The sequence below is a fragment of the Streptomyces luteolifulvus genome (genome assembly GCF_008806595.1).
GTDB lineage: Bacteria > Actinomycetota > Actinomycetes > Streptomycetales > Streptomycetaceae > Streptomyces > Streptomyces luteolifulvus.
In genome coordinates, this window is record NZ_VZRB01000008.1 from 49562 (window position 1) to 62951 (window position 13390).

Sequence of the window (13390 nt, forward strand, 5' to 3'; positions counted from 1 at the left end):
CCACGGGGCTGGCGGGCCAGACGGGGGGTGTGGGGGGGCCGCACCCCTCCCCCGAAGGTGACGTCCGCGACCGCTCCCCCGGTGCCGGACTGTGGTCCGAGCCGTCCGTGCGGAGGCGGGCTGTGCTGTCACCAGCACATGACCGCGGTCTCCCCCGAACCCCAGCTGGAGTACAGGCGCACACGGACGAAGTAGCGGCGGCCCTTGACGAGGCGGGCCCTGATGGTGGCGTTGCGCGGGGTTCCTCCGTCGTCCTGGCCGACGAGGTAGCGCGGCTCCCCGTCCCGTTCCTCGAAGACCACCACGACGGCATCGCTCTCGCCGAAGGTGCCCACGGTGTACTCGCGGGTCTCCGGCGGCTCGACGGTGAAGTCGGCCTGCTCGCCCGGGCCCAGGCCGATCGGCGCCGAGCGGAAGGGCACCAGCGCGGGCGGCCGTGCCGGGCCGGCCGGCGGGTACCAGCGCAGGACGAACTCCTTGTCGGCGGGGGAGAGTGTGCCGGGCGGGTTCAGGCCGCCGCGGTACTGCTCCGGTTCCAGGATCAGCCCCGCCGAGAAGGGGTACTCCATGATCGACTGCGAGTCCCAGAGGGAGCCGTTGACCTCGTCCGGGTCGAGCTTGCGCAATATGTTGACGTACGTCCTGTCCCGGCTCCAGAAGTTCGGCGGGCCCGCCAGATCGGCGTAGACGGCCTCGTCGTCCCAGTGGATGCCGGCGAACGGGCTCTGGTGCTCGTGCAGCATGCCGAGAGCGTGCCCGATCTCGTGCAGGGCCGTCGCGCGTTCCCCCGGCGCGGTCAGGTCCCACCCGAAGTTCATGGTGCGTTCGTTCAGGCCGACCTGGAGCGCGTCCTTGCCCACGGTCGACCAGGAGCCGTCGCCGAGCTGGAACCCGATGCGCAGTTCGGCCTCGGAGCGGTCGTCGACCTCGGCGAACGACAGTCCGATGCCGAGGTCCTGCCACTCCTTGAAGCACTCACGCACCACGTCCCGCTGCTCCTTGGCGCCGACCCACGACACCCGCCGGGACTGCCCGGTTCCCGGAACGGGAATGACGGACGCGTCGGTGTCGCCGTCGAAGAAGCAGTAGTGCACAACGGTGCCGTTGACCCACATCGGGCGTCCCCCGATGAGCGCACTGAGCCGCTCGGCGGTCAGCCCCGGTGCGAAGACGGGGGCCGATCGCTGGGCGAGCGAGCAGTAGCGAGCGGTCATGGCGCACAGCCTGCCGGTGACCGCGGTCGGGCGCGTGAGTCGGGGGCTACTCAAGTCACCCTGTATCAGGGATGAGTATCCGGACTCTCGTTGTCGTGACGACTTTCGAACGGGACGCGAAGACCCTGGAACTGCCCTGGCCCTTCACCGGGCGGGAGAGCGAACTCGAACTGGTCCGCCGGTCCGTGACGGCAGGCCGACCCGGCATCGTGGTGACCGGCCCGGCCGGCTGCGGCAAGACCCGGCTGATCACCCAGGCGGTCCGCGGCGCCGACTGCGCCAAGGTGGCCGGGACCCCCGAGACCCGGCAGATCCCGTTCGCCGCGTTCGCCCATCTGCTGCCCGAGACGGTGTCGCTGCACCGCGCGGTCCAACTGCTGTCCGGCACCCGGCTGCTGCTGGTCGACGACGCCCATCTGCTCGACGACGCCTCGGCGGCCCTCGTCCACCAGCTGGCCGTGCACGGACGCACCCGGTTGCTCGTCGCCGCCACGGACGGCGTCCCGGTGCCCGGCGCGGTCTTCCGGCTGTGGACCGGGGAGCTGCTGCCCCGCCTCGTCCTGGAGCCGTTGCCCCGCGAGGAGATGGCACAGTTGCTGGCCTCGGGCCCCGAACCGCTCACCTTCAACCGGTTGTACCGCCTGTGCCAGGGCGACCTGCGCCTGCTGCGCGACCTGGTGGGCGCGGTGCGCGAGGGCGAACTGCTCGCTCCCGTCCCGGATTCGGACCAATGGGCGTGGCGGGGCCCGGTACCGCTGAGCGCGACAGTGCGGGAGCGCGCCGCGGCGGTCCTCGACCGGGCCCGCGCCGAAGAGCGCGAGACCCTCGAACGCCTGGCCTTCGCCGAACCCCTGCCGCTGGACCTCGACGACCTCGATCTGCGCAGCCTGGAACAGCTGGAGGCCGACGGCCTCGTCCACGTCGACGACTACGGCACCGTCCGCCTCGCCCACCCCCTGCACGGCCCGGCACTGCGGGCCGCGGCGGGGCGGCTGCGCCTCAGGCGGCTGGCCCGCACCCCGGACCAGTGCTGGCCCGCCCTGGAGGTGGAGGCGGCCGCCCTGATCCGGCAGATCGAGTCGTCGGACGTCCGCTCGATGCCGACGCCCGTGGGGGAGTGGCTGGTGGAAGAGGGCGCGCCGGTGCCCGCGGGGTACGCGGCGCTGCGCGCTCGGTTCTCCCGGCTGCGGGGGGAACTGCGGGAGGCTGCGGCCTGGGCCAGGGAGGGCCTGCGGGGCGCCGCCGACGATCCGTCCTGCCGCGCCGAACTCGTGCTCGCCGCCGCACAGTCGGGCGAGGTGATGAGCGGGTGCGAGACCGCCGACGGCCAGGCCGACACCTGGCTCGCGGCGGCCCGCGGCGACACCGACGCGGCCCTCGCGGCTGTCGACGACGCTCCCTACGACGCCGTACGCCTCGGTGCCCCCGAGCGGGCCGCCGGCCGGCTGTCCGGTGTGTTCGCCGCGCACGCCGACGCGCTCGCCCGCGGCGACGGGCCCGCCCTCGACCGGGCGGGGGAAGCCCTGGAGCGGCGCGGCTTCCTGCTGTTCGCCGCCGAGGCGCATGCGCAGGCCGTCCGTGCGCACCGCGACCCGCGCGCGGCCCGCACCGCCCGCACCCGCGCCGTCGCCCTGGCCGGGCGCTGCCAGGGCGCCCGGACCCCGGCCCTCGCAGGCCTCGTCCTCGGCGAACTCACCGCCCGGCAGCGCCAGATCGTCACCCTCGCCGCCGCGGGCCTGAGCAACCGCCAGATCGCGGAACGGCTCACCCTCTCCATCCGCACGGTCGGCAACCATCTGTACAGCGCCTACGCCCGCCTGGGCGCCGGCGACCGAGCGTCCCTGCCCTGGCTGGTCGACCTGCCTGCCGCGGAGTCGGCGTGAGCTGGTGACTCGGGCGTTCGGGGGGTTGCAGGTGGTCGTGGAACTACTCGTCCAGCCCGCCGACCCCCGAAGCCACCAGCCCGTCAAGCCGCCCCGAACGCCGAGAACGCCCAGCCCGTCGCCTGGTGCAGGGCGTCGCCCGGCAGGGCGGCTCGTGCGTCGCGCAGGGCCTCGGCCAGGGACAGGTCGGAGCTGAGGCCCTTGTGCAGGGCGAGCATCAGCGGTACCACCGCGGCGTCGTTGACGGGCGCCGTGCAGGCCACCACGCCCGCCGTGCCCAGCGGCAGCAGCGCGGTGACCACACCGAGCAGCTCGTCGGCGCCGACCGACGCGAACCGGGCGGTGTCGCAGCAGGACAGAATGATCCGGTACGGGCTGCGGTCCAGGCGTTCGAAGTCGTGGACGATGAGCGGACCGTCGGCCATCCGCAGCGCGGAGAACAGGGGGCTGTCCGCGCGGAAGGTGCCGTGGGCCGCGATGTGCGCGAGCGCGGCGCCGTCGAGGTCCTCCAGCACCCGTGGCACGCGCGCGTCGTTCTCCTCCAGCACGACGGCATCGCCGTACCGTCCGGCCAGTTCGGGCACTTCGGCACCGCCGGTCGCCAGACCGGGGCCGCGCACCAGCACCGGGCGGCCGCCCGGCGGCGGCTCCGTCTCCCGTGCGCGCAGCCAGCTGCTCGCCGACGGCGACACGCTGAGCACCCGCTCGCGCAGCGACGGCAGCAGCGCCCACGGCACCCGGTGCAGCCGCCCCGGCGGCACCACCACGACCGGCCCGCTGCCCAACTGGGCCGCGGCGGGCCCGAGCAGCAGTTTCTCCAGGCGCCGGCCGGCCGCCTCCACCACCGGCAGTCTGGCGTCCGCCCCCGGGTGCGCCAGCCGCCGCAGCCCGGCCTGCACATGCTCGGCCTCCCGCTCCGCGTCGGCGAGCAGCCCGGCCTCGAACCGCCGTACCCGCCCCTCCCCGCAGAGCAGCACCTGCACCCGCCCGTCGAGCACGGCCAGCTCCACCAGCCGTATGTCGTCGCCCAGCCGTTCCAGCAGCCGGCCCGGGTCGAACCGGTGTCCGTCGCCGGGAGACTCGCCGCGGATGTGCAGGGTGCGGGAGCGGATCTCCCGCTCCAGACGCCGCTGTTCACGCTCCAGGGCCAGGATCGGATGGCCGTCCATACGGGCGGCCTCCGCTCGGGCGGCGATCTCCCGGAAGGCCGTGAGACCGCTGAGCAGCGCCGGATCGGCCGGCGGCCGGGTCGGCGGTGCGGACAGCGCCGTGGCACGCCAGCGCTCGCTCCACACCAGCAGCCGCCGCGGGCCTCCGGAGTCCAGGCTGGCCCGCTGGGCCATGGCCGCGAGTTCCGCGCCCTGCTCGGTGGCGCGGGCGCGCAACTCCGAGGCGCCCAGCGTCATCCGGTGGTCGTCGAGCACGTCCAGGCCCCGTCGGCAGGCCTCCAGCACCCCTCGCCCCGATCCCGCGGCCCGGGCCCTGAGCGCCTGCGCGGCCCAGCCGGTCATCCGCGCGAGCGGCGGCCCGCTGTGCCGGCTGCGGGCGGCGACGGCCAGATGCCGCTCCGCGTCCGCCGTCCAGCCGAGGCCCAGCGCGATCCGGCCCGCGAGCAGTGACGCCTGGGGCGCGGCCGGAGCACCGAACGCGGCCAGCCGGTCGGCCACCGCGGCCGCGTCGGCGACGAGCCGCCCCGAACCCCGCCCGGCCGCGAGCCGCGCCTCGATCAGCACCAGCCGGGCGTGCGTCTCCCACCAGGTGCGCCGCTGTCCCGCGAACAGCCGTACGGCCAGGGCCGCGCGGGCGATCGCGGTGTGCGGATCACCGGCCAGCCGGGCGGCCCGGGCGGCGGCGAGCAGCAGCTCCGCCTTGCGGGTGGACTGCCCGCCGATGCCGTCGAGCACGCCGATCGCGGCATCCGCCTCGGCCAGCGCCTCGGGGGCCAGCCCGGCGGCCATCAGGACCTCGCAGCGCCGGATGTTGAGCATGAACGTCGGTGTACCGAGCTTGGCGTACCGCTCCTCGGCCTCGTCGAGCAGCCGCAGTGCCACGGGGACGTCGCCCGACCGGAACGCGGCGAGTCCCCGGCTCTCCACCGCGTCGGCCTTGTCGTGCTCCTGGCCGGTCGTGCCCCACAGTGCCTCGGCCGCGGAGAAGTCGGCGTCGGCCCGCTCCACGGAGCCGAGCGCCAGATGCACGGTCGCGCGCAGCGTCAGCGCCCGCGCCGTCCAGATCACGTCGTCGGCCTGCCGCAGCACCGGGATGGCCCGGCGTACGTCCTCCAGCGCCTCGCGATGGTGGCCGAGCACCCACCAGACGTACGCCCGCCGGTACAGGACACGCGCGCGTGTGTGGCCGCTGCCGCGGGCGACACCCCGCTGGAAGGCGGTGAGCCCCTGCCGGGTGCGGCCCGCGTGGACCAGCGCCACGCCGAGCGTGCCGAGGACGTCCGCCTCCCGGTCGGCCGACTCGGAGCGGGCCGCGAGGTCGCGGGCCCGCCGCAGATGGGTCAGCGCGAGCCGCAGATCGCCGAAGTCCCGCTGCCAGATGCCGATCACCTGGTGGGCGACGGAGGCGTGCAGCGGTGAGGCATCGGCGCCGAGCACCCTTTCCGCCCTCGCCAGAGCCTCGCCCGGGTCGGCGAACACCATCGGCAGCAGTTCGAGAACCGAGTCGCTTCCCGCTGTCACTCCAAGGATGGTAGTGGCCCCGAAGGCGGCCCACACTGGTTTGGCGCTGTATCAATCTACGGTCGGACAGCTCTGATTGACGAACCGCCGCCTCAGTGGGAGGACACGCCATGGCACCTCAGCGATTCCACGAGCAGTTCGACCAGATCCAACGCTCCATGCCCGACGTCCCCCTGGCGATGGGGCCGGACGATTCCTCCGAGTTCATGTACGAGAAGGGCGTCGTCCTCGCCCGCGACGGCGAGGAGGCCCGCGTCGTCGAGGACACCGTGCGCACGCACTTCACCGCCGCCACCGGACTGGTCGCGGACCACGTGCGCCGGGCCGGTCCGGAGACCAACCGGACGGGCATCACCCGTATCCAGGTCGGCGACCCCGGACACGGCGACCGGCGCGGTGACCGTGCCGTCGCCGGCGCTCTGCGCGCGCTGCGGGAGGCGGAGGGGCGGGCCGGGCGCCGGCTGGTCAGCCGCAACCACGTGGTGTCGATCGCAGTCAACGCCTGTCCCGGCGACGAGCCCGTGCCCGCCCCGCTGACCCAGCGGCCGAACCCGGCCGCGGCCGAGGGGGTCCACGACGCCGACACCGCCGTCGGTGTCCTCGTCATCGACACCGGGCTCATGCACGACTACCGCTCCTACCCGCTGCTCGCGCACACCCAGGGCGACGCCCAGGTCAAGGAGACCGACGACCAGGGCATCCTCCAGCAGTACGTCGGCCACGGCACGTTCATCGCCGGGCTGGTCGCGGCCGTCGCGCCCAACACGGACCTGACGGTGCGGGGCACCCTGAACGACGCCGGCGCCATCCTGGAGTCCGACTTCGGCGCCAAGCTCTTCGAGGCCGTCGACGAGAACGGCTGGCCCGACATCATCAGCCTGTCCGCCGGCACCTCCAACGGCCGCACCGACGGCCTCCTCGGCGTGGACGCCTTCATGCAGGAGCTGCGCGAACAAGGCACACTCCTGGTCGCGGCCGCCGGCAACAACGGCAGCGCCACCCCCTTCTGGCCCGCCGCCTACGCCTCCCTGCCCGAGTACGAGGACGTCGTGCTGTCGGTCGGCGCGCTGCGCGCCGACGGCGAGTTCGGCGCCTGCTTCAGCAACCACGGCTCCTGGGTCAAGGTCTACGCCCCCGGCGAGCGCCTCACCAGCTCCTTCACCGGCTTCGACGCGCCCGTCCCGTACGTGTACCAGCACTCCACGTACGAGGCCTGCCGCTACGGCTTCACCTACGTGTGCACCTGCCAGGCGCCCCGGCACACCGGTGTGCTGAGCGAGCAGGGCGCCACGGCCAAGGCGGATCAGGTCATGTTCGAGGGGTTCGCACACTGGAGCGGGACCTCGTTCGCCACCCCCGTGGCAGCGGGCCTGATCGCCAGTCACATGACGGCGCACAAGGAGGCGGACCCGCGTGTCGCCCGTCGGCAACTATTGGCGGCGAACACCGAGTTCGCGGAAGTACGCGGGGCGCACGTTCCGGCGCTTGTGCCCCCCACGTGGCGCCCTGCGCCGGTCGTGCAGCTGGCTTCCGGAGCATGACGGTCAAAGCAGCCCCCTCCGCGGCGTACGATGACTTGCCGTACACGAGGGGTGGGGCCGTGGACCGTGCAGATGTCGGCGCGCTCGTCCAGTCCGCCGTCGACGGTGACGCGGCGGCCTGGAAGGCGTTGGTGGAAGGGCTGAGCCCACTGGTGTGGTCGGTGGTGCGCGCGCACCGCCTCTCGGACGCCGACGCGCACGAGGTGTACCAGACCGTGTGGTTCCGCTTCGCCCAGCACCTGGGGCGCATCCGGGAACCGGAGAAGACGGGGTCGTGGCTGGCGAGCACCGCGCGCCACGAGTGCCTGAAGCTGATCAAGAGCTTAAGGCGGCTGACACTCACGGACGATCCCCAGGTGCTCGACCGGGTCAGCGAGGACCGAACGCCCGAGGAGTTCCTCATCGACTCCGAGGAGGCCGCCGCCGAGACCGAGCGGATCCGCCGCGTATGGCAGGAGTTCGGCGAACTCGGCGACCGCTGCAGGCAGTTGCTGCGCGTCCTGATGGCCTCGCCGCCGCCCAGCTACCAGGAGGTGTCCGCCGCACTGGGCATCGCCGTCGGCAGCATCGGGCCGCTGCGCCAGCGCTGTCTGCGCCGCCTTCGGGCCCGACTCGACGCACGGGGAGCATGATGAACGACGACATGAGTGACCTGACCGATGTGAGCGCGGTGAATGACGACGTCGGCGAAAGCTTCTTCGACGACATGGATTTCGACACCGGCCCGCTGGAGGAGGAGCTGCGCCGGGCGGCCGCCATCCTGGACCCGGTGCCGGCCGAGCTGCGGCAGATCGCCGTGGAGGCCTTCGCACTGCACGATCTCGACGCCCGTATCGCCGAGTTGACGTTCGACTCCGTGGTGGACGCCATCCCGGTCAGGGGGGCGACGAGCGTGCCGCGGATGCTGACCTTCCACTCGGGCGACGTGACCGTGGACGTGGAGGTGAGCGCGCAGGGACTGCTGGGGCAGGTGCTGCCCCCGCAGTCGGCGAGCATCGAGGTGCTCAGCGGGCCGCAGGCGGCTCTGCCGCTCGTGGCCGACGACATGGGGCGCTTCACGTCCGACGTGAGCCCCGCCGGCCCGTTCGCCCTGCGGCTGCGGACCGCCGGGGAGGTGGTGGTCACCGAGTGGCTGCGGGCCTGAGCCCGCGGCCGGTGCCGCCACACCTGCCTGAGCCGGGGGTCACCCGGTCACGGCGTCGACCAGTGCCGCCAGCGCGGACGCGAGACGGTCGAGGCCGGGACCGGCGGGGCCGCCCGGCTCGGTCATGTAGGTGTCCCGGCGGATCTCCACCATCAGGGCGCCCACCCGTGGCTCGGTCCCGTGGAACGCGAGCGGGACGTAGGTGCCGCTGAACGGACTGTCGAGCCCCACCTCCCCGCACCCGGCGAACGCCTCGCGCGCCGCCGCCCGCAGCGGGGGCGGGGTGTGGAGGGCGTCGGTGCCCAGGCAGACCGGCGGCCGGGGACCCTCGCCGTGCAGCTCGTAGGGGAGCCGGGCGGTCGGATAGGAGTGCACGTCGACGATGACGGCGCGCCCCGTGGCGGCCAGCCGGCCGGCCACCGCGTCCGTCATCGCCTGCGCGTACGGCCGGAAGTACCGGTCGAGCAGCGGCTCGGGATCGCTGCCGTCGGGCCGCAGAACGGCCCTGTGCGTGGTCCGTGTGTATACGGCGCCCATGCCCACGGAGACCATCTCCTCCCGTTCGTCCGGGAAGCGCTCCGGGTCGACCACCAGCCGGGAGAGCCGGTTGACGAACCGCCAGGGCGTGAGCGCGGACAGCAGCGCGGCCGTCTCGGCGAGCCGGGCGGTGTGCGCGTCGGTGATGTGGTCGAGCTCCCGCTCCAGCGCCTCCTCGTCCAGGACGATGCCCGCCCGTACGGCCGGTGGAATGTCGCGTGCGGAGTGCGGCACATGCAGGATCACCGGTGAGGCCTCGGCACCGGGCAGAAGCTCGAAGGACGGTGCGGCAGGGGCCATGAGGCTGCTCCCGGGGCGTTGTCGGTGGTGCGGTGCATCAGGACCGAGCGGCCCGCCGGCCCGGCGATCACCGGGGTCCTCGAAGGCCGTCTGAAGGCCGGAACCTCGGTGGCCGCCCGGATCAGGGCGTACGGCTTCGAGGACGCGGACGGTGAGGAGCTGATCGCGACCCGGGACCGGTGAGGGACCTCGGGGCGGTACGGCTCCGCCCCGGCCGGGCAGTCGCCAGGCCGGGGCGGACTCAGGAGCGGGTCACGAGGACCCTCGCGTCACAGGGACGCCAGCACCTCGTTCCAGGTGGCCGACGGGCGCATGACGGCGGCGGCCTTGGCCGGGTCGGGCTGGTAGTAGCCGCCGATCTCGGCCGGCTTGCCCTGGACGGCGATCAGCTCGTCGACGATCTTCTGCTCGTTGGCCGAGAGCGTCTCGGCGAGCGGGGCGAAGGCCTTCGCCAGGTCCGCGTCGTCGGTCTGCGCCGCCAGCTCCTGCGCCCAGTACAGGGACAGGTAGAAGTGGCTGCCGCGGTTGTCGATGCCGCCGACGCGACGGGTCGGGGACTTGTCCTCGTTGAGGAAGGTCGCCGTGGCGCGGTCGAGCGTGTCGGCGAGGACCTGGGCGCGGGCGTTGCCGGTGGTCTTGGCGTACTGCTCCAGGGAGGGCACGAGCGCGAAGAACTCGCCCAGCGAGTCCCAGCGCAGGTAGTCCTCCTTGACCAGCTGCTGGACGTGCTTCGGCGCGGAGCCGCCGGCGCCCGTCTCGAACAGGCCGCCGCCCGCCATCAGCGGGACGACCGACAGCATCTTGGCGCTGGTGCCCAGCTCCAGGATCGGGAACAGGTCGGTCAGGTAGTCACGCAGCACGTTGCCGGTGACGGAGATGGTGTTCTCGCCGCGGCGGATGCGCTCCACGGACAGCTTGGTCGCCTCGACGGGGGACAGGATGCGGAGGTCCAGGCCCTCGGTGTCGTGCTCCGTCAGGTACTGCTTGACCTTGGCGATGAGGTTGGCGTCGTGCGCGCGGGTCTCGTCCAGCCAGAACACCGCCGGGTCGCCGGTGGCGCGGGCACGGGTGACGGCCAGCTTCACCCAGTCCTTGATCGGGGCGTCCTTGGCCTGGCAGGCGCGGAAGATGTCGCCGGCGGAGACGGTCTGCTCCAGGACGACGTTGCCGGCCTGGTCGACGAGACGGACCGTGCCGGTGGTCTGGATCTCGAAGGTCTTGTCGTGGCTGCCGTACTCCTCGGCCTTCTGCGCCATGAGGCCGACGTTCGCGACCGAGCCCATCGTCGACGGGTCGTAGGCGCCGTGGGCGCGGCAGTCCTCGATCACGGCCTGGTAGACGCCGGAGTAGCTGGAGTCCGGCAGCACGGCGAGGGTGTCGGCCTCCTGGCCGTCCGGGCCCCACATATGGCCGGAGGTGCGGATCATGGCAGGCATCGAGGCGTCGACGATCACGTCGGACGGCACGTGCAGGTTGGTGATGCCCTTGTCGGAGTCGACCATGGCCAGCGCCGGGCCCTCGGCGAGCTCGGCGTCGAAGGAGGCCTTGATGTCGGCGGCCTCGGGCAGCGACTCGATGCCCTTGAGGATGCCGCCCAGACCGTCGTTCGGGGTCAGGCCGGCCGCGGCGAACGTCTCGCCGTACGCCGCGAACGTCTTCGGGAAGAAGGCGCGCACCACATGACCGAAGACGATCGGGTCGGACACCTTCATCATCGTGGCCTTGAGATGTACGGAGAACAGCACGCCCTCGGCCTTGGCGCGGGCGACCTGCGCGGTCAGGAACTCACGCAGTGCGGCGACACGCATCACGGAGGCGTCGACGACCTCGCCCGCGAGGACGGGTACGGACTCGCGCAGCACGGCGGTGGAGCCGTCGTCGCCCTTCAGCTCGATACGCAGGGCACCGTCCTCGGCGATCACCGCGGACTTCTCGGTGGAGCGGAAGTCGTCGCCGTCCATGGTCGCCACGTTCGTCTTGGACTCGGAGGACCAGGCGCCCATGCGGTGCGGATGGGTCTTGGCGTAGTTCTTGACCGACGCGGGGGCGCGACGGTCGGAGTTGCCCTCGCGCAGGACCGGGTTGACCGCGGAGCCCTTGATCTTGTCGTAGCGGGCGCGGATGTCGCGCTCCTCGTCGCTCTTCGGGTCGTCCGGGTAGTCCGGCAGCGCGTAGCCCTTGCCCTGGAGCTCGGCGATTGCGGCCCTGAGCTGCGGGATCGACGCCGAGACGTTCGGCAGCTTGATGATGTTGGCCGTGGGCGTCTTGGCCAGTTCGCCCAGCTCGTGGAGGGCGTCCGGGATCCGCTGGTCCTCGGTGAGGTACTCCGGGAACACCGCGATGATGCGTCCGGCCAGCGAGATGTCGCGGGTCTCCACGGAGACACCCGCCTGCGAGGCGTACGCCTGGACCACCGGCAGGAAGGAATACGTCGCCAGGGCCGGGGCCTCGTCAGTGTGCGTATAGATGATGGTCGAGTCAGTCACCGGGTGCTCCGCTCCACGTCTGCAACATTGCTCGACATCAAGATATCTCGTGACCGGCCCGGGCTCGACGGGGGCCCGGACCCCGAGCCCGAAAAGGGCGATCATCCGGTGAATGATCGCCCCGTTCCGGTGGCCGGAATCCTCCGGTCAGTCCCGCCGGGCGGCGGGCACCTCGTCCGGCTCGGTCTCCGGGCCGCGCTGCTGCGGAATGGCGACCGAGCCCTGCTGGAGCGCGACGGTCCGGGTGGGGGCCGGGATACGGATGCCCTCCTCGCGGTAGCGCCTGTGCAGGCGCTTGATGAACTCGTGCTTGATCCGGTACTGGTCGCTGAACTCGCCGACGCCCAGGATGACCGTGAAACCGATCCGGGAGTCGCCGAACGTGTGGAAGCGGACGGCCGGCTCGTGCTCCGGTACCGCCCCGGTGATCTCGGTCATCACGTCGGCGACGACCTCGGTGGTCACGCGCTCCACGTGCTCCAGGTCGCTGTCGTAGGCGACGCCCACCTGGACCAGGATCGTCAGCTGCTGCTCGGGACGCATGAAGTTGGTCATGTTCGTCTTCGCGAGCTCCCCGTTGGGGATGACCACCAGGTTGTTGGAGAGCGCGCGGACCGTCGTCTGGCGCCAGTTGATGTCCTCGACATAGCCCTCCTCGCCGCTGCTCAGCCGGATGTAGTCGCCCGGCTGGACGGTCTTGGAGGCGAGGATGTGGATGCCCGCGAACAGGTTCGCGAGGGTGTCCTGCAGGGCCAGCGCGACCGCGAGACCGCCCACGCCCAGGGCGGTGAGCAGCGGGGCTATGGAGACGCCCAGCGTCTGCAGCACCACCAGGAAGCCGATGGCGAGGACCAGCACGCGGGTGATGTTGACGAAGATCGTGGCCGAGCCCGCGACGCCGGAGCGGGACTGGGTGACCGTCCGCACCAGTTCGGCGATCACCCGGGCCGCCGTCATCGTCACGACGAAGATCAGCAGAACGGTCAGGACCTGGTTGACATGGTTCTGGACCGTCTTCGTCAGCGGCAGCGCCGCCCCCGCGGAGGCCGCGCCGCCGACGAACGCCGCCCACGGCACCACGGTGCGCAGGGCGTCCACGATCATGTCGTCGCCGCTCCAGCGAGTGCGGTCGGCGTGCTTGCCCAGCCAGCGCAGCAGCATCCGCAGCAGGACTGCCGCCAGCAGGCCGGCGGCCACCGCGATTCCGGCGATGACCAGGTCGTCCACTGTGAGCGCTCGCTTCACCGGGCACCTCCGGGGAGAAGAACTGCGGCGAAGGCCTTCGCCGACGGCCGGATGTGAAGTCTCGTCACGTTGCCACCTGCTCGTTCACGGGAGTGCGTCTCACGCCGGCCGCACGGCCGTGGGCCAGGCGCGACCGCTCATCCTGCCGTATCCGATACGGGGGTTCGTACCGGGCCCGGCACCCCCACAACGCCTTTAGGACACGGCAACCCCCAACTCCGCCACCACGGGCCCCGGTTGTCACGAGTCGACCGGGTGGTTCTGATCGGCCAGGCGCCCAGGCCCTCCTGATCCAGGACGGAACGACGCGGTTCGCTGTGGGCGGGGGCCCGGTTGTCGTGAGACGGGGC

10 protein-coding genes are annotated in these 13390 nt (G+C 72.5%); 5 read left to right on the forward strand and 5 right to left on the reverse strand.

Features of this window, described 5'->3' with window-relative positions:
* Nucleotides 1-128: 128 nt before the first annotated feature.
* Nucleotides 129-1214: a beta-glucuronidase AbsR1 gene (gene absR1 / locus F7R91_RS13880; RefSeq protein WP_150948157.1), complete on the reverse strand. Its 1086-nt coding sequence runs from the start codon at nt 1212-1214 to the stop codon at nt 129-131.
* A 71-nt stretch (nt 1215-1285) separates the two neighbouring features.
* Here absR1 and F7R91_RS13885 point away from each other — a divergent pair, with 71 nt between their 5' ends.
* Nucleotides 1286-3097: a LuxR family transcriptional regulator AbsR2 gene (locus F7R91_RS13885; protein WP_191971476.1), complete on the forward strand. Its 1812-nt coding sequence runs from the start codon at nt 1286-1288 to the stop codon at nt 3095-3097.
* 83 nt (nt 3098-3180) lie between these two features.
* Here F7R91_RS13885 and F7R91_RS13890 read toward each other — a convergent pair whose 3' ends face one another.
* Complete coding sequence (locus tag F7R91_RS13890; RefSeq protein ID WP_191971496.1) at nt 3181-5748, reverse strand: CHAT domain-containing protein; 2568 nt, start codon at nt 5746-5748, stop codon at nt 3181-3183.
* Nucleotides 5749-5897: 149 nt separating this feature from the next.
* Here F7R91_RS13890 and F7R91_RS13895 point away from each other — a divergent pair, with 149 nt between their 5' ends.
* Genes F7R91_RS13895 through F7R91_RS13905 form a run of 3 tightly spaced genes read left to right on the forward strand, consistent with a single transcriptional unit; the run spans nt 5898 to nt 8472 of the window.
* Nucleotides 5898-7328 (forward strand): S8/S53 family peptidase, encoded by a 1431-nt coding sequence (locus F7R91_RS13895; protein ID WP_150948161.1) that lies wholly within the window; start codon nt 5898-5900, stop codon nt 7326-7328.
* On the forward strand, nt 7325-7960 hold the full coding sequence (locus F7R91_RS13900; RefSeq protein ID WP_150948163.1) for an RNA polymerase sigma factor: 636 nt from the start codon (nt 7325-7327) through the stop codon (nt 7958-7960). Before F7R91_RS13895 ends, F7R91_RS13900 begins: the two co-directional genes overlap by 4 nt.
* A gap of 11 nt (nt 7961-7971) precedes the next feature.
* Nucleotides 7972-8472: a hypothetical protein gene (locus tag F7R91_RS13905; RefSeq protein WP_225320641.1), complete on the forward strand. Its 501-nt coding sequence runs from the start codon at nt 7972-7974 to the stop codon at nt 8470-8472.
* 39 nt (nt 8473-8511) lie between these two features.
* Here F7R91_RS13905 and F7R91_RS13910 read toward each other — a convergent pair whose 3' ends face one another.
* Nucleotides 8512-9309, reverse strand: coding sequence for an N-formylglutamate amidohydrolase (locus F7R91_RS13910; RefSeq protein ID WP_150948168.1), 798 nt, complete (start codon nt 9307-9309; stop codon nt 8512-8514).
* A 24-nt stretch (nt 9310-9333) separates the two neighbouring features.
* Here F7R91_RS13910 and F7R91_RS42000 point away from each other — a divergent pair, with 24 nt between their 5' ends.
* Complete coding sequence (locus tag F7R91_RS42000) at nt 9334-9492, forward strand: hypothetical protein (RefSeq protein ID WP_191971477.1); 159 nt, start codon at nt 9334-9336, stop codon at nt 9490-9492.
* 86 nt (nt 9493-9578) lie between these two features.
* Here F7R91_RS42000 and F7R91_RS13915 read toward each other — a convergent pair whose 3' ends face one another.
* Together F7R91_RS13915 and F7R91_RS13920 are read right to left on the reverse strand one after the other, a co-directional pair.
* A complete protein-coding gene (locus F7R91_RS13915) occupies nt 9579-11795 on the reverse strand; it encodes an NADP-dependent isocitrate dehydrogenase (protein WP_150948171.1) in 2217 nt (738 codons plus the stop codon).
* Between the two features lie 147 nt (nt 11796-11942).
* Nucleotides 11943-13040: a mechanosensitive ion channel family protein gene (locus F7R91_RS13920; protein ID WP_150948174.1), complete on the reverse strand. Its 1098-nt coding sequence runs from the start codon at nt 13038-13040 to the stop codon at nt 11943-11945.
* Between the last annotated feature and the right edge of the window lie 350 nt (nt 13041-13390).

Bases quoted from the DNA above. Each gene is read 5' to 3' on its own strand.
- F7R91_RS13885 (WP_191971476.1), top strand. From the start codon at position 1,286: ATGAGTATCCGGACTCTCGTTGTCGTGACGACTTTCGAACGGGACGCG.
- absR1 (WP_150948157.1), bottom strand. From the start codon at position 1,214: ATGACCGCTCGCTACTGCTCGCTCGCCCAGCGATCGGCCCCCGTCTTC.
- F7R91_RS13905 (WP_225320641.1), top strand. From the start codon at position 7,972: ATGAGTGACCTGACCGATGTGAGCGCGGTGAATGACGACGTCGGCGAA.
- F7R91_RS13895 (WP_150948161.1), top strand. From the start codon at position 5,898: ATGGCACCTCAGCGATTCCACGAGCAGTTCGACCAGATCCAACGCTCC.
- F7R91_RS13900 (WP_150948163.1), top strand. From the start codon at position 7,325: ATGACGGTCAAAGCAGCCCCCTCCGCGGCGTACGATGACTTGCCGTAC.
- F7R91_RS13910 (WP_150948168.1), bottom strand. From the start codon at position 9,309: ATGGCCCCTGCCGCACCGTCCTTCGAGCTTCTGCCCGGTGCCGAGGCC.
- F7R91_RS13890 (WP_191971496.1), bottom strand. From the start codon at position 5,748: ATGGTGTTCGCCGACCCGGGCGAGGCTCTGGCGAGGGCGGAAAGGGTG.